Genomic DNA, 24,866 nt, shown 5'->3' on the forward strand with positions numbered 1-24,866 from the left:
AAGCCTGGCGGATTACGCTACTGGTGCTCGCACAGGACGTGCCATGAAAGAATATCGCGACCATTACTTCAAGCGCGCCAAGGCGGAAAACTACCCTGCGCGAAGCGTGTACAAGCTGCAAGAGCTGGATGCCAAGTTCTCGCTCCTCAAGCAAGGTCTCAAGGTGCTGGACCTGGGGGCGGCGCCTGGCTCCTGGACGCTTTTCGCGGCCAAGAAGGTTGGCCCGGCAGGCTTTGTCCTCGCCCTGGACATCCAGACCACAGAGCAGGAATTTCCGGATAATGTCCAGTTTCTTGTGCATGATGCCTTTGAGGACACCCCGGAGCTTCTGGCCCTTATGGAGCCGCATCTGCCCTTTGATTTCGTCATGAGCGACATGGCGCCGCGCACCACTGGGATAAAGTTCACGGACCAGGCGCGCAGCGTGGAGCTGTGCGAACGCGCTCGTGACGTGGCTCTGCGCAGGCTGAAGCCCGGCGGAAACTTCGTGGCGAAGATTTTTGAGGGCCCGGACGCCAAGGGCTTCCAGGAATCGTTGCGCCCGTACTTTGAAAAGGTGCGCGGCTTCAAGCCGAAAAGCTCGCGGGCGGAAAGCAAGGAGACCTTCATTCTTGGGCTTGGCTTTCGGGGCGAGGTTCTGTAAAGTTTACTGTTTCGGAGCTGCTGGGCTCCCATTATAATTCATTTTGGAGGATTCATGTCCGGACATAGCAAATGGGCCACGATCAAACGCGCCAAGGCCAAGACCGATGCCAAGAAGGGTGCGGTCTTTACCAAAATCACCAAGGATATCATCCTTGCGGCCAAGGGCGGCGGCGATCCCAATATGAACGCCCGCCTGCGCGCAGTCATCGCCAAGGCCAAGTCCGCCAACATGCCCAATGACAAGATCGACCAGGCCGTCAAAAAGGGCACCGGAGAGCTTGCTGGCGGCGAAATCTTTGAGATGATGTACGAAGGCTATGCAGCAGGCGGCGTGGCCATGCTTGTTGAGGTGGCGACGGACAACAAGAATCGCACCATCGCCGAAGTCCGCCACATCATTGGCAAGGCTGGCGGCAACATGGGAGAGCCCGGCAGCGTGGCCTGGATGTTCGACAAGCGCGGCGTGCTCTCCTTCGACCCCACCAAGTACACCGAGGACCAGATCATGGAAGTGGCCCTGGAGGCTGGCGCGGACGACGTGGTGGCCGAAGAGGGCACCCTTGAGGTGCGCGTTGCTCCAGAGAACTACTCCGCAGTGGAGAAGGCCTTCGAGGACGCTGGCATCGCGGTGGAGAACTCCGAGCTGACCATGCTGCCCAAGAATCTGACTGCGGTGGATGCGAACACGGCCCGCAAGGTCATGACGCTCATGGAGAATCTGGAGGAGAACGAGGACGTGTCCAACGTCTACGTCACAGCCGACTTCACGGACGAAATAATGGAAGAGCTGGGGTAGCATGGCTGCGCCTGTGGCCGTGCTGGGGCTTGACCCCGGAAGCCAGGTCACCGGCTTTGGCGTGGTGCGCGAGACCTCTGGCCGCGCCGAACTCGTGGCCGTGGGCACCATCCGCACCCCTTCCGGGGGCGACATGGCCGAGCGCCTGGGAGTCATCTACACCCGCGTCGCCGAGATAATCAAAGACCATTGCCCCACCGAGGCCGCCATCGAGTCGGTCTTCGTGTCCAAGAACAGCGCCTCGGCCATCAAGCTGGGGCAGGCGCGGGGCGCGGCCATGGCCGCCTGCGCTGTTGCAGGCCTCTCCGTTGCCGGGTACCCGCCCACCATGGTCAAAAAAAGCCTGGTGGGCGTGGGCCGGGCGGAAAAGGAGCAGGTGGCCTTCATGGTTGCGCAGATTCTTGGGGTCAAGAAGCCCGACTGGGCGCTCGACGCCAGCGATGCCTTGGCCGTGGCCATTTGCCACCTGAACGAGCGGCGCATGCGCAAGCTGATGGGGGCCAAATGATAGCTTACCTCGAAGGACGCTTGCTGGACGTTACGTCCAAGGGCTGCGTGCTGCTCACCCCCGGCGGCGTTGGCTACGAGCTGGCCCTGCCCACCACCGCACTTGTGGGCTTGCCGCAGAAGGGCGCCGAGGTGCAGCTTTTCGTGCACACCATCGTGCGCGAGGAAGCCCTCGACCTTTACGGCTTTGCCGCCAAAGACGACCGAGACCTGTTCCGCCTGCTCATCGGCATTGATAAACTGGGGCCGAAAAAGGCCCTGTCCATCCTTTCCCATTTCAGGCCGGACCATTTGCGCGAACTGGTGCTGCGCGAGGACGCGGACATGCTGGCCACTGTGCCCGGCATCGGGCCCAAGTCCGCGCGGGAGATCATGTGGAAGCTCAAGGACAAGGTGGCGGGCATCAAGACCGGCCCCACCCTGGCGCCAACCCCGCAGGACGCCCCCCAGAGCGAGTACTTCGACGCCCTCTCGGGCATGAAGGCCCTTGGTTATACGGAGGACGAGGCCCGTCCCATGATGCGAGATATTTTTGAGGCCGAGCCGGACATTGACGCCAGTTCGGCCATCCGCGCGGCCTTGAAGAAGATCGCCGCTGCACGGGCATAAGGGCCATGAACCGGAGGCAGCAAAGCCATGAGCGATGACGCCGCGAAGCGGCCCCAGGCGGACGACACCATCCGCCCCCAGCGCCTGTCCGACTTCATCGGGCAGGAGGACGTGCGCTCGAACCTCTCCGTGTTCATCCAGGCTGCGCGTGAGCGCGGCAAGGCCCTGGACCACACCCTGTTTTCCGGCAACCCCGGCCTGGGCAAGACAACCCTCGCCCAGATAATGGCCAGCGAACTGGGGGTGAGCATGGTCTCGACCTCCGGCCCGGTGCTTGAGCGCGTGGGCGACCTGGCGGCGATTCTGACCAACCTTTCCAAGCACGACATCCTGTTCATCGACGAAATCCACCGCATGCCGGCCACAGTGGAGGAGATTTTGTACCCCGCCATGGAGGACTACAAGATCGACCTGATCATCGGCCAGGGGCCTGGCGCACGCACCGTGAAAATTGACCTGGAGCCGTTCACCCTTGTGGGGGCCACCACCCGCGTGGGCCTGCTCACTTCGCCCCTGCGCGACCGCTTCGGCTGCGTATTCCGGTTGGAGTTCTACTCGCCGGAGGAGCTCTCGCGCATTGTCCTGCGCGCCGCAGGCATCCTTGGGGTCAAAATGACAGAGGAGGGCGCCTGGGCCATCGCTCGGCGTTCGCGCGGGACTCCCCGCATCGCCGGGCGGCTTTTGCGGCGCATTCGCGACTATGCCGTTGTTTCCGGCCAGGGCATTGTGGACAAGAAACTGGCCGAGGACTCCCTCGACAAGCTCGACGTTGATCCGTACGGCCTTGACCAGATGGACAGAAAGATCCTCTCGCTCATTGTGAACCAGTTCAGCGGCGGGCCTGTTGGCGTCAAGACCATCGCGGTGGCTTGTTCCGAGGAATCTCGAACGATTGAGGATATTTATGAGCCGTTTCTTATCCAGTGCGGTTTCATAAAGCGCACGCCGCGCGGTCGTGTAGCTACGGCCAAGGCCTATCAACACCTCAAAATGCGGCTTGACGGCGGCGACGGTTCCCTGTAGAGGATAAATGGTGTGGAACGGCAGATCGTCGTTCTCATAAATCGCTAATGACTCGGTACACCCGTTCGTTTTTTCGAATGACGTCCCGAACCGGATGACGCCGATGACTCGGCGCAAGACCTCCCCTGGACCTGGATGCGACTTAGGGCCGCCCGCTCCATGGGAACACGGAGGAACAGCCATGTTCGGACAGCTTTTTCAGCCCATGCACCTGCTGCTCATCGTTGGAATCGCCCTGCTGGTTTTTGGCCCCGGCAAGCTGCCGCAGTTGGGCGCAAGTATTGGCAAAAGCATCCGCGAGCTCCGCAAGGGACTCGACGGCACGCCTGACCAGCCTGAACAGCCCGCCCAGCCAGCCCAGCCAGCCCAGCCCGCCCAGTCGGCTCAGTCGGCTCAGCCTACCCAGAGTACGGATACACGAAAATAGTGCGCCGCCGCGCCGTGACTGGTTGTCTTGACCAGTCCTGAAGCCCGGCGGCATTAAGGCCACCGGAGTCCGTGCCATTGCGGGCTGCCGGGCTTTCGTGTTTTGTTATCCGAAGGAGCGCCGAAGCGCCCGGGGAGGCTGCCATGTCCCAGCACGCCAAAGATTTATTTTTAAGCGCGGTTCTGGACCGTAGCGTCATCAGCCGTTCCGGCCGCGAGGTTGGGCGGCTTTTTGATGTAGCCATGAGCCCTGGCGATCCCCTGCCCGTGGTCCACCATATATTGGTTAAGGCCAACGGCGAAACGCGCCGCGTGGCTTTCAGCGATTTGGCAATGTTCAACGACGTTGTCGTGTCGCTGAAAGGCGAACCCGAGACCCTGCCCAATCTGCCGGAGTCCGAGAACGAGGTGCTCATGCGCCGCGACATTCTCGATAAGCAGATTGTTGATGTGGACGGGGCACGCGTTGTTCGCGTCAACGATCTGAAGCTGGCCCTTTCCCCAGACGGAGGCCTGTGCCTCTCCGCCGTCGACATCGGCTTCCGGGGCATCCTGCGGCGTTTAGGCTATCTCAGGGCCTGGGATTTCCTGGGCGGGGCGATGAAGCGTCAGCTCGCCTCCAAGGAGATCGACTGGCTGCTGGTTCAGCCCCTCGACGCCAATCTCACCAATCTCACCCTCACCGTCACCCGCGACAAACTCTCCGACATGCACCCGGCCGATCTGGCCAACATTCTTGCTCAATTGCCTCATGGCAACGTCTCCGCAGTGCTTAACTCCATCGATGTGGAGGCTGCGGGCGAGGCCATGGGCGAGATGGAGCCCGAGGATTCCAGCCGGCTGCTTTCCCAGATGGAGAGTTCGCACGCCGCCGATGTTCTGGAAGAAATGCCGCCCGACGAAGCCGCCGACGTTCTGGCCGAACTGCCCGACGAGAAGGCCCAGGAACTGCTGGCCCAAATGGACCCCGAGGACGCGGAAAAGGTTCAGGAACTGCTGGAGCACGAGGATGACTCGGCTGGTGGCCTGATGAACAACGAGTTCCTCTTCGTTCCCCCGGCTGCCACGGCAGATGACGCTTTGGCCCAGGTGCGCCTGCTCGGAGCGGAGATGGACTCCATCTATTATATCTATGTGTTAGATCCGGACGAGCAGCTTCTGGGCGTGGCGAGCCTCAAACGCCTGCTTCTTGCGCGCGGATCAGACCCCATTTCCGGCATCATGAGCCGCAACCCCAAGAGCGTGCAGGTCGACTCATCCCTTGAGGACGTGCTGGAGCTGGTGGTGCAGTACAAGCTGGCCTCCGTCCCAGTGCTTGAGGAAGACGGCAAGATGGCCGGCATCGTCACCTCGGACGACATCATCGAGCACTTTCTGCCTTTTGCCCTGCGCTGGAAACAGTACAAGGCCATGCGCAACTTCTAGCTTCCTGGCGGCACCCCCATGAGCCTTACTTCCATTTTTCCGTCACTGGGCAAGCTGAACCGCAGGAACATCGTCATGTTTCTTGCTCTTCTCGGTCCGGGCATCATCACCGCCAACGTCGACAACGATGCGGGCGGCATTACGACCTATTCTCTTGCCGGCGCGCAGTTCGGCATGTCTCTTCTTTGGATGATGCTGCCCACAACCGTGGCGCTCGTCGTTATTCAAGAGATGTGCGCGCGCATGGGCGCGGTGACTGGCAAGGGGCTGGCCGACCTTATTCGCGAAAGTTTTGGCGTCAAAATAACTTTTTACGTCATGATCGCCCTATTGTTGACTAACCTTGGCAACACAGTGAGCGAGTTTGCCGGCATCGCCGCCAGCATGGAGCTTTTCGGCGTCAGCAAATACATTTCCGTTCCCTTGGGCGCGATCGCCGTGTGGCTGCTCATCGTTAAGGGCTCGTATCGCATCGTGGAGAAGGTTTTTCTCGTGGCCTGCGTTGTCTATGTGGCCTATCCCGTGGCGGCCTTCATGTCCGGGCCGGACTGGGGCGAGGTGCTTCGCGCCTCCGCCGTGCCCGACATGCACGTGACGCCCAGCTCCGTCACCATGATGATCGGCGTCATCGGCACCACCATCGCTCCGTGGATGCAGTTCTACCAGCAGGCAAGCGTGGTGGAGAAGGGCATCACCAAGGAAAATTACAATTTCTCTCGACTGGATGTCATCGTTGGCTGCGTCATGGCCATTGTCGTGGCCTTCTTCATCGTGGTGGCCTGCGCCGCCACCATCTTCAAGGCCGGCATCAAAATCGAGACCGCTGCGGATGCCGCCATGGCGTTGACGCCGCTGGTGGGCGAGTACGCCACCGGACTCTTCGCCGTGGGCCTGTTCAACGCCTCGCTCTTCGCCGCCTGCGTGCTGCCCCTGTCCACCTCGTATTACATCTGCGAGGGCATGGGCTGGGAGCTTGGCGTGGACAAGGACTTCAGCGAGGCCCCGCAGTTCTTCTGGCTGTTCACCCTCATCATCGGCATCTCCGCAGGCATCATTCTCTGGCCCGAGGCGCCGCTCATCGCCATCATGTACCTTTCCCAGGTTGTGAACGGTGCGGTGCTGCCCTTTGTGCTGATATTCATGCTGCGGCTCATCAACGACAAGCGCCTCATGGGCGACTACGTCAACGGCCCGGTGTTCAACGTCATCGCCTGGGGCACGGTGGTCATCGTCATGGGCCTTACTTTGATTATGACCCGATCTCATCCACCCGGGCTTCATCGCCCTGCTCATGGGCAGGTGAGCCGCACACCGGCGCTGGCCTGCTGTGCTGGCCAAAAGAAACCGCCCGGCCCCTCGTTGTGAGGAGCCGGGCGGTTTCTTTTAGTGTTTATGACTGCCTAGGCGGTGGCTGCGGCTGCGGCGATGCGGGTCTTGATCAAATCAACGGCGCGTTTTGCCACGTGCGTGATCTCAGGCTTGCTGATCTGGTCGTCAGCGCCCACGGCCTCGCCCTTGTGGCGCAGCTTGTCGGTGATGATGGAGGAGAACAGGATAACCGGCAGCTCCCTGAGCACCGGGTCATCCTTGATGCGCTTGGTCAGGTTGTGCCCGTCCATGTTGGGCATTTCAATGTCGGAGATGACCACCTGCACATAGTCCGTCACCGGGCGGTTCTCGGTCTCGGCGATCTTCTTGATCTGCATGAGCCGCTCCCAGCACTCGCCGCCGTGGTTGGTTTTTTCCACCAGGAAGTTGGCGCGGTGCAGAAGGTCGCCGATCATTTCGCGAATAAGGGTGGAGTCGTCGGCGATGAGGGCGCGGTACTGGACGCCCGCCTCCCAGGTGACGTTCTCGTCGAAGCGCAGGCCAAGCTCCGGGTTCAGCTCCGCCACGATTTTCTCCAGGTCCAGCAGGAAGATGATGCGCCCCTCAAGTCGCACCACGCCGGTGATGGAGTTGGAGGCCAGGGCGGACATATATTTGTTGGGCGCCTCCACCTCCTCCCAACTGATGCGGTGGATGCGGTTGACGCCGCTGACCAGGAAGGACGTGGTAACGTTGTTGAATTCGCAGACGATGACCTTGGGCGGTTCGGAGTCGTGTCGGGTCTTCTTCAGCCACACTCCAAGGTCCACCAGGGGGATGATCTGGGAGCGCAGGTTGAAGGCTCCCAGCACAGAGGGATGGGAAACCTGCGGCATCTCCGTGATGCGTGGCAGGCGGATTATCTCCAGCACCTTGGCGACGTTGACGCCGTAGTAGCCGCGATAAGGCTCGCCCCCGGCAGGCCCCGGTTCCTCGAGGTAAAACTCTACGATCTCAAGCTCGTTGGTTCCGGCCTCGAGAAGAATGTTGGTCATGTTCGTGCTCATGGCGGCTCCATGCGTGGGCGGTTCATGGACTACAAAGCCTGGAGGAAGGCTTCAATGTCATCAATTATGCTTTTCGGCGTGGATGCGCCAGCAGTTAAGCCCATGCGCTTATATTGCAGTAAAGCAAGCGCATTCAAGTCGTCAACGGTTTCCACCAGCACTGTGGGCGTTCCCTTGGCCTCTATGACTTGCGAGAGTCTGCGCGTGTTGCCGCTGGCCTTGCCCCCGGCCACGATGACGCAGTCGGCCTGTCCGGCCAGCCGTATGGCTTCGTTCTGGCGCAGACGAGTTGCATCGCAGATGGTTTCCAGGGCTGGCGCTCCGCCAGGAAGGCGTTTTGCCAGGTCCTCCTGTATTTGCAGGAAACCCTGGCGGTCCTGGGTTGTTTGAGCGGCCAGGAAATAGTTTGCGGCAGGGTCAAGGTGGTGCCGGATCAGTTCTTCGCGTGTTTCAAAGACAAAGGAATCCGGACCGGCGTAGCTTAAAAGCCCGCGCACCTCAGGGTGGTCGTCTTCGCCAAAAAGCAGCAGGGTGCGGCCATTTTCCGCCTCGCCGCTGATGAGCAATTGGGCGCGCTTGACCTTGGGGCAGGTGGCGTCGACCACCTCCACTCCGCGGTCCAGCAGCGCCTGTTCCGCCTGACGCGGAATGCCGTGGGCGCGAATGACCACGCGGCAGCCGGAGGGCAGGTCTTCGGGGGCTTTGACAAGTCCGACCCCACGCTTGGCATAGTCCTCCAGCACTTGGGGGTTGTGAATGATGGGGCCAAGCATGAACGTCGGACGGTTGTCGTGGGCCTCAAGCAGGGCATCCAGTTTCTTTAGGGCAAGGCCGACGCCCATGCAGAACCCCGCCAGGCGCGCGCGAACAACTTCCATCAGAACCTCTCTTCTGCGGCGGAGTGCCGTGCTGTAGCAAAACAAGGCGGTTATAAAATCATTCTGACTTAGCCGGAGCCATGAGTCAACAGAGCCGAGGCTCAGAGATCTTGAGTCAGGTCCGAATGGTCTAATGGGACGTGGTCGGCTGCAAGGTGGGCGATGCTTCCGGCCATGGCCGTGAGTTCGTCCCAGTTGCGGCAAGTGATCAGGGCCTGGCGCAAGGCGCGGATGCCGGTGAACCCCTTGGCGTAGCGCGGCAGGAAGGCGCGCAAGGCGCGAAAGGCGCGTGGGGTCTGGTCCAGCTCCTGGCACAGGCGTATGTGCGTCAGGGCGGCCTCGGCCAGGCTCTCGGCAGTGCGCAGGGCGGGGTCGCGGTCAGCCAGGATATCCTTGAGACGCTGGAATATCATGGGATCGGTGAGGGCGCCGCGTGCGAACATGACCCCAGCGCAGCCTGTTTCTGACAGGCAGCGCGCACCGTCTTCGGCAGTGAACAGGTCGCCGCTGGCCAGCACGGGGATTTCGACCGCGCGTGCAAGCTCGCCGATGGCCTCCCAGCGAGCCTCTCCGCCGAAGAGCTGCTTGGCCGTGCGGGGGTGCAGGGTGAGCCAGGCTGCGCCGAGATCCTGCAAGGCCCGCCCGACTTCAAGGAAGTTCTCCTCGCCAGGGGTGAACCCCAGACGCATCTTGACGCCCACCTTGCCTGGCCCGGCTGCCTGCACCATGGTCTCAGCGATTTTGAGCAGCAGGGCGGGGCGGCTCATGAGGGCTGAGCCGGAACCGCTTTTGTTCACCTTGCGCACGGAGCAGCCGGCGTTGAGATCGAAGTGGGTGAACCCGCGTTCCAATAGTAGAGGCATGGCGCGTTCAAATATCTCCGGCTCCGAGCCGAAAAGCTGCACCACCAGGGGGGCGTCCTCGGGAACTGTGAGGAGGAGGCGCTCGGTGCCGAAGCCGCCGTAAACCAGTCCCTTGACGCTGACCATTTCGGTCACGGTGCAGGCGGCGCCGAAGGTTCGGCATAAAGTTCGAAAGGGAAGGTCGGAATATCCGGCCAAGGGGGCAAGCCAGGGAGCATTGGGTCCGAAGGGGAGTGTGGTTGTGTTTTTGTGCATGGCAGGGGGGAAATAGGGTGGAATGGAGCGTTCGTCAAAGGGTACTTCGTGTGGAAGGCCATATTTTTTCGATGTTCAAAAGAAAAGGTGTTGACAAAGGAGGGCCAAACCAAATATTCAGAGCGGCCTCGGAAACGAGGGATTGCGGACGGCCCAGCGCCATCTGGGAACATAAAGTCCTTGCAATCTGTGAGTGAAGCGCGTATGCATCTTCGTTCACGCGCTGGCGTAGCTCAATGGCAGAGCAGCTGACTTGTAATCAGCAGGTTGCGGGTTCAAGTCCCATCGCCAGCTCCAGTTCATGGTGGGGTTCCCGAGTGGCCAAAGGGAACAGACTGTAAATCTGTCGGCGTAAGCCTTCGGAGGTTCAAATCCTCCCCCCACCACCACTTTTACGCGGCAAGCAACGTTGTAGGAGGCAGGGCGTGTCCCTGGCCGCAGGGACTACAGGATTCTGCACGCGGGAATAGCTCAATTGGCTAGAGCATCAGCCTTCCAAGCTGAGGGTTGCGGGTTCGAGTCCCGTTTCCCGCTCCAGTCCGCGCCAATGGGGCCTCCTATAACGACGCTTAAGCCCATGTAGCTCAGTCGGTAGAGCACTTCCTTGGTAAGGAAGAGGTCAACGGTTCAATTCCGTTCATGGGCTCCACAAATCTTTCTCGACAACCGCAGACCAGAACCAGGGGGTTGAACATGGGCAAGGCTAAATTCGAGCGCAAGAAGCCTCACGTCAACATCGGAACCATCGGCCACATCGACCACGGCAAGACCACCCTCACCGCCGCCATCACCAAGACGGCGTCCATGTTGGGCAAGGGCACTTACGTGGCTTTCGACCAGATCGACAAGGCTCCTGAAGAAAAAGAGCGCGGCATCACCATCGCCACCGCCCACGTGGAGTACGAGACCGACAATCGTCACTACGCCCACGTGGACTGCCCGGGCCACGCCGACTACATTAAGAACATGATCACCGGCGCCGCCCAGATGGACGGAGCGATCCTCGTCGTGGCCGCCACCGACGGCCCCATGCCCCAGACCCGTGAGCACATCCTGCTCGCCCGTCAGGTCGGCGTGCCTCACATGGTCGTCTTCATGAACAAGTGCGACATGGTCGACGACGCCGAACTGCTGGAGCTCGTCGAGCTCGAAGTTCGCGAGCTGCTGACCAAGTACGGCTTCCCCGGCGACGACATCCCGGTCATCAAGGGTTCCGCCCTGAAGGCCCTGGAGAGCGACGATCCGAAGAGCGAAGAGTGCAAGTGCATCCTCGAGCTCCTGAACGCTTGCGACACCTACATTCCTGAGCCCAAGCGCGACATCGACAAGCCCTTCCTTATGCCCATCGAAGACGTGTTCTCCATCTCTGGCCGCGGCACCGTCGTGACCGGTCGTGTCGAGCGCGGCGTCATCACCGTGGGCGACGAAGTCGAGATCGTCGGCATCAAGGACACCGTCAAGAGCACCTGCACCGGCGTCGAGATGTTCCGCAAGATCCTTGACCAGGGCAATGCTGGCGACAACGTCGGCGTGCTGCTGCGCGGCATCAAGCGTGAAGACGTTGAGCGCGGCCAGGTTCTGGCCAAGCCCAAGAGCATTCCGCCCCACCGCAAGTTCAAGGCCGAGGTCGTCGTCCTGTCCAAGGACGAGGGCGGACGTCACACTCCGTTCTTCTCCGGCTACCGTCCCCAGTTCTACTTCCGCACCACTGACATCACCGGTGTCGTGACCCTGGAAGAGGGCGTCGAGATGGTTATGCCCGGCGACAACGCGACCTTCATCGTTGACATGATCCACCCCATCGCCATGGAGCAGGGACTGCGCTTCGCCATCCGCGAAGGCGGCCGCACCGTTGGCGCGGGTGTTGTTACCGAGATTCTGGAGTAATCCATGCGCGTCAACATTCAGCTTGCTTGCACCGAGTGCAAGCGGCGCAATTACTCGACCTCGAAGAATAAGAAGAATACTACAGGTCGTCTCGAAGTGAGCAAGTACTGTCCCTTCGACAAGAAGCACACAGTCCACCGCGAGACCAAGTAGTTCATCGCGCAGGCCAGTAGCTCTAACGGCTAGAGCGCCGGTCTCCAAAACCGGATGCTGGGGGTTCGAATCCCTCCTGGCCTGCCAACTTACCCCTAAAATGGGGAGAAAAATGGCTAAAAATACAGCGAAAGGCTCCAGCGGCCAGCAAGGCAACGAAACGCCCGAACCATCGGGCGTCTCAGCCAAGGCCCAGGAACTCAAGGTCTTCTTCGAGGAAGCCCAGGTTGAACTTAAAAAGATCACCTGGCCCACTCGCAAGGAGACTGTTGCTACCTGTGCGGCGGTGATGATCCTTGTTGCGGTCATGTCGCTGTTCCTGGGCGTCATCGATCTTGGCTTGTCCAAGGTCGTTGAAGCTGTGCTGTCCTAAATCCCTGGCAGGTGAGCGCAAGTGAATGAAGATAGCGCCGTTGGCGGGGAAAAGCCGGCCCGCTGGTATATCGTCCACACGTACTCGGGATTCGAGCAGCGTGTACAGCAGACCATCACCGAGATGATGCGCACAGGCCAAGATCATGGCCAGGTGCTCGAAGTCGTGGTGCCCACTGAAAAAGTGGTGGAAATGGTCAAGGGCGAGCGCCGGACAAGCACCCGGAAGTTTTATCCGGGCTATGTGATGGTGAAGATGATGCTTACGGACGATTCGTGGCATCTGATTCAGTCCATCCCACGCGTTACGGGATTCGTGGGCGGTAAAAATCGTCCCACCCCAATGCGCGACAGCGAAGCCCAGACCATTCTCTCCATGATGGAGAGCAGGCAGGAACAGCCCCGTCCCAAGTTCCACTTCGAGCGTGGTGACGAGGTGCGGGTAATCGACGGCCCCTTCAGCGGGTTTAACGGCGTCGTCGAAGACGTGAATTATGACAAGGGTAAGCTCCGCGTGGCTGTCTCCATTTTCGGGCGTCAAACCCCGGTGGAGCTCGACTTCGTCCAGGTGACGAAGGGCTAGACGGACCCTTGACCGACTGCGGCGGGAAACCGCTTGCGAGGATATACACATGGCCAAGAAAATCACAGGCAAAGTCAAGCTGCAGATTCCTGCCGGCGTGGCCAACCCGTCCCCTCCGGTGGGACCGGCCTTGGGCCAGCATGGCGTCAACATCATGGAGTTCTGCAAGGCCTTCAATGCGAAGACCCAGGACCAGAAGGGCATGATCATCCCGGTGATCATCACCGTTTATGCTGACCGCACCTTCTCCTTTATCACCAAGACCCCGCCCGCTCCGGTCCTGCTGCTCAAAGCCGCCAAGATCGAGAAGGGCTCCGGCGAACCCAACAAGACCAAGGTCGGCTCCGTGACCATGGCCCAGATTGAGGAAATCGCCAAGCTGAAGACCCCGGATCTTACGGCCAAGTCCCTTGAGGCCGCAATGAACTGCGTCATCGGCACCGCCCGCAGCATGGGCCTTGAAGTCAAAGGGTAGCGAGGATACGTCATGCCGAAACACGGAAAAAACTACAACAAGGCCTCCGAAGGCTTTGATGCGACACAGCGTTTCGCTGTGGCCGATGCGGTGAAGCTGGCTGTAGAGAGCTCCTTCGCCAAGTTCGACGAGACCGTCGATGTGGCCATCAACCTGGGCGTTGATCCCAAGTACTCCGATCAGATGGTGCGCGGCGCCGTGCCCCTGCCGAACGGCCTGGGCAAGACCATCCGCGTCATCGTGTTCTGCAAGACCGACAAGGAAGCCGAGGCCCGCGAGGCCGGAGCCGACGAGTGCGGCAGCGATGAGCTGGTCGAGAAGATTAAGGGCGGCTGGCTGGACTTCGACTCCGCCATCGCCACCCCGGACATGATGGCCAAGGTCGGTCAGATCGGCCGCATGCTCGGCCCCCGCGGCCTGATGCCCAATGCCAAGACCGGCACCGTCACCTTCAACGTCGGCGACGCCGTGCGTGAAGTCAAGGCTGGCCGCGTGGAGTTCAAGGTCGACAAGGCGGGCATCCTGCACGCCCCCATCGGCAAGAAGTCCTTTGGCCCTGAGAAGCTTTGCGAAAACTTGAGCGCCCTGCTTGAGGCTGTGAACAGGCTGAAGCCGTCCACCGCCAAGGGCACGTACCTGAAGGCCATGGCCGTGGCTACCACCATGGGCCCCGGCATTAAGGTCGACACTTTGTCCATCCGGAAGTTTCTGGAAGGCTAAAACTGGTGCGGGCGGAATGGCCGCCTTCGCTGGATTGCATAGATAGCACGGGAAGTTTAAGTCGAAGAAAGCAGGTGGGCCTCAGGGTCCTTAATAACGCCTGCCGAGACGGACTTTGCTTTCCGGGCCAATGAACGACGAGGAGCGAGACACGGTGAATAGGCACGAAAAAGCCCAGATCATCGAGCAGCTGCACGAAAAGGCTGCACGGGCGAACATCGCCGTCGTCACCGACTTCAAGGGCATGGGAGTGGAGGAGATGACTCTTCTGCGCGCCAAGCTCCGCGAAGCCGGAGTCGATTACCAAGTCGTCAAGAATACCCTGGCCCGGTTGGCGCTCAAAGAGACGTCCCACGACGTCCTCAATGATCGTCTGAAAGAAAACTGCGCGGTTGCTTTGGGCTACGATGATCCAGTAGCCCTGGCCAAGGCTCTGTCCGAGTTCGTCAAGGGGAGCAAGAAGCTCTCCCTGCGTTACGGCAGCCTTGAAGGGAAGTTCCTTGACGAGGAGGGCGTGAAGCAGCTTGCAATGCTGCCCAGCAAGCCCGAACTTCTGGCCAAGTTGCTCGGCACCATGAATGCGGTGCCCACCAACTTCGTCAACGTGTTCGCGGCTGTGCTCCGCAATTTCCTGTATGCCTTGAATGCTATCAAGGAACAGAAGGAAGGCGGCGCCGCACCTGAGGCCACTGAGGCCCCTGAGGCCCTTTAAACCCCAGTCAACTTTAAGCAAACGATACTTTCCAGGAGGAATATATCATGTCCGTGACCAAAGAGCAGGTTGTTGAGTTCATCTCCAGCATGACCGTTCTCGATCTGGCTGACTTCATCAAGGAGCTTGAGGAGAAGTTCGGCGTATCTGCCGCCGCTCCCATGGCTGCCTTCGCCCCGGCCGCTGCCGCTGCCCCGGCTGAAGCCGCTGAAGAGAAGACCGAGTTCGACGTCATCCTGAAGGAAGCCGGCGCCAACAAGATCGGCGTCATCAAGGTTGTCCGCGCCCTCACCGGCCTGGGCCTGAAGGAAGCCAAGGACAAGGTTGACGGCGCTCCTCAGACCATCAAGGAAGCCGTGAGCAAGGCTGACGCCGAAGACGCCAGGAAGCAGCTTGCCGAAGCCGGCGCCGTCGTCGAGGTCAAGTAGCTTTTTGCTCAGACTTTGAGATATACCGGGCGAAGGACGCATTCCCACCGGGATGCGTCCTTCGCTCCGTCTCTCTTTTTTCTGGAGCCCGCTGCCGCCATTGGCGGTGCGGGTTGACCTGCGCCGGAAGGCCGGAATGCAGGATGAGCCGCTGCCGTAATAGCGCGATCTATAATAAGAATTTTTCCCACCCCCCTGCGGAGATCTAATTCCATTTGGGGACTACAAGACGTGACGCAACGTGACCCGCTTTTTTTGGACCGGGACCAGATATTTGCCCAAAGGCGCAGTGCGCCTGGGCTTTTCCTTTTCCCGTGAACACAAACCGTCTCGCTCGATGAGGTGATAATGGCCCAACTCACGAAACATTTCGGTAAGATCGCCAACAGCCTGCCAATCCCGCACCTGCTGGAACTCCAGGTGGATTCCTACCTGAAATTCCTGCAACGCGACGAACCGCCGGCCAGCCGTGCCGATCTCGGCCTCGAAGCTGTGTTCCGCTCCGTTTTTCCCATCGAGGACTTTAACCGCACCGCAAGCCTGGAGTATGTCAGCTACATCATCCAGGACCCGAAGTATGACGAGGACGAGTGCCTGGCCAAGGGCCTGACGTACGAAACCCCCTTGCGCCTCATTGTGCGCCTGGTGGTCTTTGACGTTGACGAGGAATCCGGCGCCCGCACCATCCGCGACATCAAGGAACAGGACATCTATTTCGGCACGCTGCCGCTGATGACCGACAAGGGCACCTTCATCATCAACGGCACAGAGCGTGTCATCGTCAACCAGTTGCAGCGCTCGCCCGGCATCATCTTCGAGCATGACTCGGGCAAGACGCACTCCAGCCGCAAGGTGCTGTACTCCTGCCGCATCATCCCCATGCGCGGCTCCTGGTTGGACTTTGACTTCGACCACAAGGACATCCTGTATGTCCGCATCGACCGTCGCCGGAAAATGCCCGCCACCATCCTGTTCAAGGCCATGGGCATGACCAAGACGGACATTCTGGACTACTTCTACGACCATGAAGAATATATATTCAATGGCGAGCGCGTGCTGCGCAAGATGCGCGAGGACCAGTACCGGAAGGAAGACGCCTACGTTGACGTTGTGCTTTCCGACGGCAAGGTTCTGGTCAAGAAGAGCCGCCCCATCACCAAGGGGTCCTGGCGCAAGATGATTAAGGACGGCCAGAGCGCCATAGAAGTCGCCCCGGAATCCCTCATCGGCCAGTATCTGGCCCACGACATCGTGGACCTGAACACCGGTGAAGTGGTCGCCGAGGCTGCGCAGGAGATCTCCGCCGACCTCATCGAGCGCATCCGCTCCCAGGACGTGCAGGAGATCAGCGTGCTGTTCACCCGCGGCATGGACGTTTCCTCCTCCATGCGCGACACCCTGGCCGCTGACAAGACCACGGACATCGCCAGCGCGCAGATCGAGATCTACCGCCGCCTGCGTCCGAGCTCGCCGCCCACGGCCGAGATCGCTTCAAGCTTCTTCGAGAACCTGTTCCGCAGCGCGGACTACTACGACCTGTCCACCGTGGGCCGCTACAAGCTGAACACCCGCATGGACATCAACGAGTCCCTGGAGCTGCGCACCCTGACCAATGAGGACATCCTCAAGGCCGTCAAGGTCCTGGTGAAGCTCAAGGACTCCCATGGTCCCGCCGACGACATCGACCACTTGGGCAACCGCCGCGTGCGCCCGGTGGGCGAGCTGGTGGAAAACCAGTACCGCATCGGCCTCGTCCGCATGGAGCGCGCCATCAAGGAGCGCATGAGCTTGCAGGAAGTGTCCACGCTCATGCCTCATGACCTCATCAATCCCAAGCCCGTGGCCGCAGTGCTGAAGGAGTTCTTCGGAACATCCCAGCTCTCGCAGTTCATGGACCAGACCAACGCCCTGTCCGAAGTGACGCACAAGCGCCGCCTCTCGGCTCTGGGACCCGGCGGCCTGACCCGCGAGCGCGCGGGCTTCGAGGTGCGCGACGTGCACACCTCGCACTATGGCCGCATCTGCCCCATTGAGACTCCTGAAGGACCGAACATCGGCCTGATCGTGTCGCTCACCACTTACGCCCGAGTCAACGACTACGGCTTCATCGAGACCCCATTCCGCGTGGTCAAGGATACCGCCGCCGGCGACGAGATCGTGTGGATGGACGCCAGCCGCGAAGCGGGCGAAGCCGTGGCCCAGGCCAGCCTTCCCCTGGACGCGGAGAACAAGATCATCCCGGCTCTGGTGCAGGCGCGCCAGGCTGGCGACCCCAACTTCGTGCCCAAGGAGCAGGTCACGCTCATGGACATCAGTCCGAGCCAGATCGTGTCCATCTCTGCGGCGCTTATTCCCTTCCTGGAGCATGACGACGCCAACCGCGCACTCATGGGCTCCAACATGCAGCGTCAGGCGGTGCCCCTGCTCAAGTGCGACGTGCCCCTGGTTGGCACCGGCATGGAAGGCGTGGTCGCCCGCGACTCCGGCGCGTGCATCCTTGCCCGCGCCGACGGCGTGGTTCACTTCGTCGACGCCGAGCGCCTCATCGTCAACTATGAGGACGCCGAGGCGCCCAATACCGGCGGCGCGGTTCACTATGAGCTGCAGAAGTGGCACAAGTCGAACCAGAACTCCTGCTTCGGCCAGCGCCCCTGCGTTCAGGTGGGCCAGAAGGTCAAGAAGGGCGATGTCATGGCCGACGGCCCTGGCATCCGCGACGGTGAGCTTGCCCTGGGCAAGAACCTGCTCGTGGCCTTCACCCCCTGGTGCGGTTACAACTTCGAAGACTCCATCCTCATCAGCGAACGCGTGGTGAAGGAGGACGTCTACACCTCCGTGCACATCGAGGAGTTCGAGGTTGTCGCCCGCGACACCAAGCTCGGACCCGAAGAGATCACCCGCGACATCCCGAACGTGAGCGAGGAGATGCTGCGCAACCTTGACGACTGCGGCATCATCCGCCTGGGCGCCAAGGTCATGCCCGACGACATCCTCGTGGGCAAGATCACCCCCAAGGGCGAGACCCAGCTCACGCCTGAAGAAAAACTGCTGCGCGCCATCTTTGGCGACAAGGCGCGCGATGTAAAGAATACGTCCCTCAAAGTGCCGCCCGGAATCGAGGGCACTGTCGTTGACGTGAAGGTCTTCAACCGCCGCTCCGGCGAGAAGGATGACCGCACCCACGCCATTGAGCAGGCCGCGCTTTCCGACTTCGACATGAAGGAAATGAAGCACGTGGCCGCTCTGACGGACAACGTCCGCGAACGCGTGTGGGCCGTGGCTGAGAATAAGCAGGTCTCCCAGTCCGTCATGGGCAAGAAGAAGGGCGAGGTGCTCATCGACGCCGATCGTCCGTTTACCCGCGAGGTTCTGGACGAGCTTCCGCTCAAGAAGCTGTCCGGGCTCTTCTCCTCCAAGGACGTGAACGATTCGATCCGCAGCATCCTGAACGACTACGACCGCCAGATCAAGTTCATCAAGGCCGTCTACGACAACAAGCGCGAGAAGGTCACCGAGGGCGACGATCTGCCTCCTGGCGTCATCAAGATGGTCAAGGTCTATGTCGCCGTGAAGCGCAAGCTCTCCGTGGGCGACAAGATGGCTGGCCGTCACGGCAACAAGGGCGTCGTGTCCTGCATCCTGCCCGAGGAGGACATGCCCTTCTTCGCCGACGGCACCCCCATGGACATCGTGCTGAACCCGCTGGGCGTGCCTTCGCGCATGAACATCGGCCAGATCATGGAGACCCACCTCGGTTGGGCAGCCCGCGAGCTGGGCGCTCAGATCGCCAATATGGTGGAGTCCGGCGAGGCCATGGTTCAGGTCCGCAAGGATATGAACGCCGTGTTCGGCTCCAAGGAAATCGAATCACTCATCGCCAGCCTGGACGACGAGGAACTGAAGAAACTTGCCAAAACCGTGCGCCACGGCATCATCACCAAGACTCCGGTGTTCGACGGCGCGGACGAGTCCGAGATCTGGGGCTGGCTGCAGCACGCCGGCCTGCCCGACGACGGCAAGATCACCCTGTACGACGGACGTTCGGGCGAACCCTTCCACAACCGGGTCACCGTGGGCGTCATGTACATGCTGAAGCTTCACCACTTGGTTGACGAAAAGATCCACGCGCGTTCCACGGGCCCATACTCCCTGGTGACGCAGCAGCCTCTGGGCGGCAAGGCCCAGTTCGGCGGCCAGCGTCTCGGCGAAATGGAAGTCTGGGCGCTAGAGGCTTACGGCGCAGCTTACCTGTTGCAGGAATTCCTCACGGTCAAGAGCGACGACGTTGCCGGCCGTGTGAAAATGTACGAAAAGATCGTCAAGGGCGACAACTTCCTGGAGGCCGGCCTGCCCGAGTCCTTCAACGTGCTCATCAAGGAGTTGATGTCCCTGGGCCTGGATGTGAACCTGATCCAGGACGAGAAGAAAAAGCCCATCAGACGGCAGTAGGGCAGGGGGGCTATCCCCCCAGCCCCCTGACCGAGTGGTGGGTCGGTCCGGACTTCCGGACCAACAAGGGAACTGTCAAACTTACGAGGGAACTTCATGACCTTGGACGAATTGTTCACCCAGCGTGGAGCGCCGAGCCTGGGCCTTGCTGGCCGCAATCTCAAGGCTATCCAGATATCCATCGCCTCTCCGGAGAAAATCCGGGAGTGGTCTTTCGGTGAAGTCAAAAAGCCGGAGACCATCAATTACCGCACCTTCAAGCCGGAGCGCGATGGCCTTTTCTGCGCCAAGATCTTCGGCCCGGTGAAGGACTACGAGTGCAATTGCGGCAAATACAAGCGCATGAAGCACCGCGGCATCGTGTGCGAGAAGTGCGGCGTCGAGGTCATCGCCTCCAAGGTCCGCCGCGAGCGCATGGGCCACATCGAACTGGCCGCACCGGTCGCCCACATCTGGTTCCTCAAGACGCTGCCCTCCAAGATCGGCACGCTGCTTGACATCACCATGGCCGACCTTGAGAAGGTTTTGTACTTCGACTCGTACATCGTCCTCGATCCGGGCGACACGAGCCTGAAGAAGCTGCAGGTGCTTGGCGAAGACCAGTACCTGCAGGTCATCGACCACTACGGCGAAGACGTGGTCAAGGTGGGCATGGGCGCAGAGACCGTGCGCAAGCTGCTTGAGGCCATCAACCTTGAGGAACTGCGCGCCACCCTGCGCGAAGAGTCCGCCACCACGCGCTCGCAGACCAAGAAGAAGAAGCTCACCAAGCGCCTCAAAATTGTTGAGGCCTTCATCGATTCCGGCAACAAGCCGGAGTGGATGGTCATGGAAGTGGTGCCGGTCATCCCGCCCGAGCTGCGCCCCCTGGTGCCGCTGGACGGCGGTCGCTTCGCCACCTCCGACTTGAACGACCTGTACCGCCGCGTCATCAACCGCAACAACCGTCTGAAGCGGCTGTTGGAGCTTGGCGCGCCGGACATCATCATCCGCAATGAAAAGCGCATGTTGCAGGAGGCCGTCGACGCATTGTTCGACAACGGCCGCCGCGGCCGCGCCATCACCGGCACAAATGGCCGCCCGCTCAAGAGCTTGTCCGACATGATCAAGGGCAAGCAGGGCCGCTTCCGTCAGAATCTGCTCGGCAAGCGCGTGGACTATTCCGGCCGTTCGGTCATCGTTGTGGGTCCGAACCTGAAGCTGCACCAGTGCGGCCTGCCGAAGAAGATGGCCCTTGAGCTGTTCAAGCCGTTTATCTATTCCGAGCTTGAAAAGCGCGAGATCGCCACCACCATCAAGAGCGCCAAGAAGATGGTCGAGCGCGAGGACTTGGTTGTGTGGGACATCCTGGAAGATGTGGTGCGCGAGTACCCCATCCTCCTGAACCGCGCCCCGACCCTGCACAGGCTCGGCATCCAGGCCTTTGAGCCCCTGCTTATCGAAGGCAAGGCCATCCAGCTGCATCCCCTCGTCTGCGCCGCGTACAACGCGGACTTCGACGGCGACCAGATGGCTGTCCACGTGCCCCTCTCGGTTGAGGCGCAGATCGAATGCCGCGTGCTCATGATGAGCTCGAACAACATTCTCTCGCCAGCCAACGGTTCGCCCGTCATCAACCCCAGCCAGGACATCGTTCTTGGTCTGTACTACCTGACCACCTCGCGCAGCTTTGAAAAGGGCGAGGACATGGTCTTCACAGACGCCTGGGAAGTCATCGCCGCCCACCACTCCGGTCACCTGGGGCTGCATGCCCGCATCAAGTGCCGCGTGCGCGGCGTGCTCACCGAGACCACCTGCGGCCGCATCATCGCTGGCGAACTCCTGCCCGAGAAGCTGGGTTTCGAGAACGTCAACCTGGTGCTGAACAAGAAGAACATCGGCCGCCTGGTCACCATGGCCTACCGCACCGCAGGCACCAAGGCCACGGTCATCCTGTGCGACAAGCTGAAGAGCCTGGGCTACGAGTACGCCACCCGCGCCGGCATCACCATCGGCGTGAAGGACCTCAAGATCCCGGACAAGAAGCCTGCGCTCATCGCCAGCGCCCAGCAGGAAGTCGAGGACATTGAAGGACAGTACCGCGAGGGTATCATCACCCGCACGGAAAAGTACAACAAGGTCGTCGACGTGTGGACCAAGACCACCAACGAGGTCTCCCTTCAGATGATGGAGGAGATTTCGCGCGATACGGTCATCGACGCTAGAACCGGCGATGCCGAAGTCAACGCGAGCTTCAACCCCATCTACATGATGGCCACCTCCGGCGCTCGAGGCAACCAGGACCAGATGCGCCAGCTGGCCGGCATGCGCGGCCTGATGGCCAAGCCTTCCGGTGAAATCATCGAAACGCCCATCACCGCGAGTTTCCGCGAGGGCCTCTCGGTGCTTCAGTACTTCAACTCCACCCACGGTGCTCGTAAGGGTCTCGCGGATACGGCGCTCAAGACCGCCAACTCCGGTTACCTTACCCGCCGCCTGGTGGACGTTGTCCAGGACGTCACTGTTTCCGAGATCGATTGCGGAACCGTGGACGGCCTTGAACTCACCCACTACATCAAGGACGGCGAGATCAAGCAGCGCCTGGCCGAGCGCGTTCTTGGCCGCACCACCATGTTCCCGGTGTTCGACGAGGACAACGGCGAGCTCATCGTGGAAGGCAACACGCTCATCGACGAGGCTCTGGCCGAACGCATCGACCAGTCGGGCATCGGCTCCATCACCATCCGTTCCGGCCTGACCTGCAAGAGCCCCATCGGCGTTTGCGCAAGCTGCTACGGACGCGACCTGGCGCGCGGCCACATCGTCAACGTGGGCGAGACCGTCGGCATCATCGCGGCGCAGTCCATCGGCGAGCCTGGCACCCAGCTCACCATGCGCACCTTCCACATCGGCGGCACGGCATCGCGCGAAATCGAGCAGTCGAGCGTCGAAGCCCAGCACAATGGCCGCATCGTGTTCTCGCGCATGAGAAACGTCGCCAACTCCGAAGGCCAGGTCATGGTCCTCGGCAAGAGCTGCCAGGTGGGCGTTGTTGACGAACAGGGCCGCGAGCGCGAGAAGTACACCCTGCCTTCCGGCGCGCGTCTGCTCGTCACCGAGGGCCAGGAAATCCGCAAGGGCCAGCAGATCGCCGAATGGGACCCGTTCAACGAACCGTTCATCGCGGACGTCAACGGCATCGTCCACTTCCGCGACATCATTGAAGGCAAGACGTATCAGGAGCGCATTGACGACATGACGCAGCGCGCCACCTATACGATCATCGAGTACCGCACCACCAACTTCAAGCCCACCCTCTCCATCACGGACGAGAAGGGCAACGTGGTGCCTCGTCCGGGCAGCCAGCTCAAGGCCGAGTTCCCCATGCCGGTCGGCGCCATCCTTATGATTAAGGACGGCGACGAGATCAGGGCTGGAGACATCGTCGCCCGCCGCCCGCGTGAATCCTCCAAGACCAAGGACATCGTCGGCGGTCTGCCGCGCGTTGCCGAGCTCTTCGAGGTTCGCAAGCCCAAGGACCAGGCCGTTGTGTCTGAAATCGACGGCATCGTCGGCTTCGGAGCTGAAAGCAAGGGCAAGCGCAAGATCGTGGTTGTGCCGGAAACCGGCGAAAGCAAGGAATACCTCATCCCCAAGGGCAAGCACATCACCGTCCAGGAAGGCGACTTCGTGGAGGCTGGCGACCTGCTTACCGAAGGTTACCCCGAACTGCACGACATCCTGAAGATCAAGGGTGAAAAGCATCTTGCGCGTTACCTGGTGGAAGAGATCCAGAACGTCTACCGCGTGCAGAGCGTTAACATCAACGACAAGCATATTGAGATCATCGTTCGCCAGATGCTCAAGAAGGTCAGCATTATTGATCCGGGCGACACCACCTTCCTCATTGGCGAGCAGGTGGATAAGGTTCGGTTCATGCAAGAAAACAGAGAGGTTCTGGCCAAGAGCGGCGCACCGGCCACCGCCGAGACCCTCGTTCTGGGCATCACCCAGGCCTCTCTGTCCACAGATTCCTTCATCTCGGCGGCTTCCTTCCAGGAAACCACCAAGGTGCTCACTGAAGCTTCGCTGGCGGGCAAGTCCGACCCCCTGCGCGGCCTGAAGGAAAACGTCATCGTTGGACGTCTCATCCCCGCCGGAACCGGCTATCGCCAGTACGCCGATGCGGAGATTTCCGTGCCCGATCAGCCGGAGCGTCCGGACAAGTTCCTGGAGGATCTCGAAGAGGATCCTCTCTTAATTGAACCGATTTAGTCATGCCGCTTCGGCGGCGAAAACACATACGGGGCGGGGCCTGCACGGGTTCCCGCCCATTTTCCCCTTGATCGGGGGAGTGGTGAGGGGCTTGACATCAGGCCGCTTCCGGCATAAGAGCGGTCCTCTTGCATTGTATTTAAGCAATTTCTCGGAGGGTTCATGCCTACTATCAGCCAGTTGATCCGCAAGTCGCGCAAAAAGATCGGCAAGCGCAAAAAGACCCCGGCACTGCTCGAGTGCCCGCAGCGCCGCGGCGTGTGCACCCGCGTGTACACCACCACGCCTAAAAAGCCGAACTCGGCCTTGCGTAAGGTTGCCCGTGTGCGCCTGACCAACGGCATCGAGGTCACCGCGTACATTCCCGGTGAGGGTCACAACCTTCAGGAGCACTCTGTTGTGCTTATTCGCGGCGGCCGCGTGAAGGACCTTCCCGGTGTTCGTTACCACATCATCCGTGGCACGCTCGACACCGCCGGCGTGTCCGATCGTCGCCAGGGTCGTTCCAAGTACGGCGCGAAGCGCCCGAAGTAACGCCAGGGAAAGGAGAGAACTCATGCCCCGCAAAGGTCCAGTCACCAAGCGTCAGGTTCTGCCTGATCCGGTCTACGGCAGCCGCATGGCCGCCAAATTCATCAACCGCCTCATGTTCGACGGCAAGAAGAGCACCGCTGAGCGGATCTTCTACGACGCCCTCGAAGTCCTGGGCGAGAAGAGCAAGGAAGACGCCATCCGCGCCTTCGAAAAGGCTCTTGAGAACGTGCGCCCCCACACCGAGGTGAAAAGCCGCCGTGTTGGTGGTGCCACCTATCAGGTGCCCATGGAAGTGCGTCCCGATCGCCAGAGCGCTCTGGCCATCCGTTGGGTCATCAGCTACTCCCGCTCCCGCGGTGAGAAGGGCATGGTTGACCGTCTGTCTGGCGAACTGCTGGACGCCTTCAATAATCGCGGCGGCGCCGTGAAGAAGAAGGAAGAAACCCACAAGATGGCCGAGGCGAACAAGGCCTTTGCCCACTACCGCTGGTAGTCAC

Annotated in this window: 23 protein-coding genes and 5 tRNA genes; 25 read left to right on the top strand and 3 right to left on the bottom strand. The window is 60.8% G+C overall.

Annotated elements, in window-relative coordinates; genetic code table 11:
* Positions 1 to 43 precede the first annotated feature (43 nt).
* The 8 genes from Q8O35_RS03425 (at position 44) to Q8O35_RS03460 (ending at position 6,796) form a co-directional block, all read left to right on the top strand.
* Positions 44 to 643 (top strand): RlmE family RNA methyltransferase, encoded by a 600-nt coding sequence (locus tag Q8O35_RS03425; protein WP_305570626.1) that lies wholly within the window; start codon positions 44 to 46, stop codon positions 641 to 643.
* A gap of 54 nt (positions 644 to 697) precedes the next feature.
* Positions 698 to 1,441 (top strand): YebC/PmpR family DNA-binding transcriptional regulator, encoded by a 744-nt coding sequence (locus Q8O35_RS03430; RefSeq protein ID WP_305570628.1) that lies wholly within the window; start codon positions 698 to 700, stop codon positions 1,439 to 1,441.
* A gap of 1 nt (position 1,442) precedes the next feature.
* Positions 1,443 to 1,949 carry a crossover junction endodeoxyribonuclease RuvC gene (gene ruvC, locus Q8O35_RS03435; protein ID WP_305570630.1) on the top strand — a complete coding sequence of 169 codons (507 nt, stop codon included), beginning with the start codon at positions 1,443 to 1,445 and terminating at the stop codon, positions 1,947 to 1,949.
* Positions 1,946 to 2,557 (top strand): Holliday junction branch migration protein RuvA, encoded by a 612-nt coding sequence (gene ruvA, locus Q8O35_RS03440; protein ID WP_305570632.1) that lies wholly within the window; start codon positions 1,946 to 1,948, stop codon positions 2,555 to 2,557. The genes ruvC and ruvA overlap by 4 nt, the downstream gene beginning before the upstream one ends.
* 27 nt (positions 2,558 to 2,584) lie before the next feature.
* A complete protein-coding gene (ruvB, locus tag Q8O35_RS03445) occupies positions 2,585 to 3,580 on the top strand; it encodes a Holliday junction branch migration DNA helicase RuvB (RefSeq protein WP_305570634.1) in 996 nt (331 codons plus the stop codon).
* Positions 3,581 to 3,761: 181 nt separating this feature from the next.
* Complete coding sequence (gene tatA / locus Q8O35_RS03450; RefSeq protein ID WP_305570636.1) at positions 3,762 to 4,007, top strand: twin-arginine translocase TatA/TatE family subunit; 246 nt, start codon at positions 3,762 to 3,764, stop codon at positions 4,005 to 4,007.
* Positions 4,008 to 4,150: 143 nt separating this feature from the next.
* A complete protein-coding gene (locus Q8O35_RS03455; RefSeq protein WP_305570638.1) occupies positions 4,151 to 5,431 on the top strand; it encodes a magnesium transporter MgtE N-terminal domain-containing protein in 1,281 nt (426 codons plus the stop codon).
* 18 nt (positions 5,432 to 5,449) lie between these two features.
* Positions 5,450 to 6,796, top strand: a complete 1,347-nt coding sequence (locus Q8O35_RS03460) for an Nramp family divalent metal transporter (protein ID WP_305570640.1) — start codon at positions 5,450 to 5,452, stop codon at positions 6,794 to 6,796.
* Positions 6,797 to 6,831: 35 nt separating this feature from the next.
* On the opposite strand, the gene Q8O35_RS03465 is transcribed toward Q8O35_RS03460, so the two are convergent.
* From Q8O35_RS03465 to Q8O35_RS03475, 3 genes are all read right to left on the bottom strand, one after another.
* Positions 6,832 to 7,806 carry a chemotaxis protein gene (locus Q8O35_RS03465; protein WP_305570642.1) on the bottom strand — a complete coding sequence of 325 codons (975 nt, stop codon included), beginning with the start codon at positions 7,804 to 7,806 and terminating at the stop codon, positions 6,832 to 6,834.
* Positions 7,807 to 7,835: 29 nt separating this feature from the next.
* The gene (gene ispH / locus Q8O35_RS03470) at positions 7,836 to 8,684 is read right to left on the bottom strand and encodes a 4-hydroxy-3-methylbut-2-enyl diphosphate reductase (protein WP_305570644.1); all 849 of its coding nucleotides are present in this window, start codon (positions 8,682 to 8,684) and stop codon (positions 7,836 to 7,838) included.
* Between the two features lie 101 nt (positions 8,685 to 8,785).
* On the bottom strand, positions 8,786 to 9,802 hold the full coding sequence (locus Q8O35_RS03475) for a tRNA-dihydrouridine synthase (protein ID WP_305570646.1): 1,017 nt from the start codon (positions 9,800 to 9,802) through the stop codon (positions 8,786 to 8,788).
* A gap of 222 nt (positions 9,803 to 10,024) precedes the next feature.
* Between Q8O35_RS03475 and Q8O35_RS03480 the strand changes: the two genes are divergently transcribed.
* The 17 genes from Q8O35_RS03480 to rpsG all read left to right on the top strand — a co-directional run bounded on the left by Q8O35_RS03480 (position 10,025) and on the right by rpsG (position 24,862).
* Positions 10,025 to 10,099 (top strand) — tRNA-Thr (locus Q8O35_RS03480).
* 6 nt (positions 10,100 to 10,105) lie between these two features.
* Positions 10,106 to 10,191, top strand: a tRNA-Tyr gene (locus Q8O35_RS03485).
* Between the two features lie 71 nt (positions 10,192 to 10,262).
* Positions 10,263 to 10,339: transfer RNA gene (locus Q8O35_RS03490), tRNA-Gly, on the top strand.
* 36 nt (positions 10,340 to 10,375) lie between these two features.
* Positions 10,376 to 10,451: transfer RNA gene (locus Q8O35_RS03495), tRNA-Thr, on the top strand.
* 44 nt (positions 10,452 to 10,495) lie between these two features.
* Positions 10,496 to 11,689, top strand: coding sequence for an elongation factor Tu (gene tuf, locus Q8O35_RS03500; RefSeq protein ID WP_305570648.1), 1,194 nt, complete (start codon positions 10,496 to 10,498; stop codon positions 11,687 to 11,689).
* Positions 11,690 to 11,692: 3 nt separating this feature from the next.
* Entirely contained in the window at positions 11,693 to 11,842 is a 150-nt protein-coding gene (gene rpmG, locus Q8O35_RS03505; RefSeq protein WP_305570650.1) for a 50S ribosomal protein L33, read from the top strand.
* A gap of 10 nt (positions 11,843 to 11,852) precedes the next feature.
* Positions 11,853 to 11,929: transfer RNA gene (locus tag Q8O35_RS03510), tRNA-Trp, on the top strand.
* Between the two features lie 25 nt (positions 11,930 to 11,954).
* Positions 11,955 to 12,215, top strand: coding sequence for a preprotein translocase subunit SecE (gene secE / locus Q8O35_RS03515; protein ID WP_305570652.1), 261 nt, complete (start codon positions 11,955 to 11,957; stop codon positions 12,213 to 12,215).
* A gap of 21 nt (positions 12,216 to 12,236) precedes the next feature.
* Positions 12,237 to 12,797, top strand: a complete 561-nt coding sequence (gene nusG, locus Q8O35_RS03520) for a transcription termination/antitermination protein NusG (RefSeq protein ID WP_305570654.1) — start codon at positions 12,237 to 12,239, stop codon at positions 12,795 to 12,797.
* A gap of 49 nt (positions 12,798 to 12,846) precedes the next feature.
* Complete coding sequence (rplK, locus tag Q8O35_RS03525) at positions 12,847 to 13,272, top strand: 50S ribosomal protein L11 (protein ID WP_305570656.1); 426 nt, start codon at positions 12,847 to 12,849, stop codon at positions 13,270 to 13,272.
* 12 nt (positions 13,273 to 13,284) lie between these two features.
* The gene (gene rplA, locus Q8O35_RS03530; RefSeq protein WP_305570659.1) at positions 13,285 to 13,992 is read left to right on the top strand and encodes a 50S ribosomal protein L1; all 708 of its coding nucleotides are present in this window, start codon (positions 13,285 to 13,287) and stop codon (positions 13,990 to 13,992) included.
* A 154-nt stretch (positions 13,993 to 14,146) separates the two neighbouring features.
* Positions 14,147 to 14,704 (top strand): 50S ribosomal protein L10, encoded by a 558-nt coding sequence (gene rplJ / locus Q8O35_RS03535; RefSeq protein ID WP_305570661.1) that lies wholly within the window; start codon positions 14,147 to 14,149, stop codon positions 14,702 to 14,704.
* A 47-nt stretch (positions 14,705 to 14,751) separates the two neighbouring features.
* The gene (gene rplL / locus Q8O35_RS03540) at positions 14,752 to 15,132 is read left to right on the top strand and encodes a 50S ribosomal protein L7/L12 (protein ID WP_305570663.1); all 381 of its coding nucleotides are present in this window, start codon (positions 14,752 to 14,754) and stop codon (positions 15,130 to 15,132) included.
* Between the two features lie 348 nt (positions 15,133 to 15,480).
* Positions 15,481 to 19,581: a DNA-directed RNA polymerase subunit beta gene (rpoB, locus tag Q8O35_RS03545; protein WP_305570665.1), complete on the top strand. Its 4,101-nt coding sequence runs from the start codon at positions 15,481 to 15,483 to the stop codon at positions 19,579 to 19,581.
* A 96-nt stretch (positions 19,582 to 19,677) separates the two neighbouring features.
* Complete coding sequence (gene rpoC, locus Q8O35_RS03550) at positions 19,678 to 23,835, top strand: DNA-directed RNA polymerase subunit beta' (RefSeq protein WP_305570667.1); 4,158 nt, start codon at positions 19,678 to 19,680, stop codon at positions 23,833 to 23,835.
* 162 nt (positions 23,836 to 23,997) lie between these two features.
* Positions 23,998 to 24,369 (top strand): 30S ribosomal protein S12, encoded by a 372-nt coding sequence (gene rpsL / locus Q8O35_RS03555; RefSeq protein ID WP_305570669.1) that lies wholly within the window; start codon positions 23,998 to 24,000, stop codon positions 24,367 to 24,369.
* A gap of 22 nt (positions 24,370 to 24,391) precedes the next feature.
* Positions 24,392 to 24,862, top strand: coding sequence for a 30S ribosomal protein S7 (gene rpsG, locus Q8O35_RS03560; protein WP_305570671.1), 471 nt, complete (start codon positions 24,392 to 24,394; stop codon positions 24,860 to 24,862).
* Positions 24,863 to 24,866: the final 4 nt, after the last annotated feature.

It is taken from the genome of Humidesulfovibrio sp. (assembly GCF_030689645.1).
In the GTDB taxonomy this organism is placed as follows: Bacteria; Desulfobacterota; Desulfovibrionia; order Desulfovibrionales; family Desulfovibrionaceae; genus Humidesulfovibrio.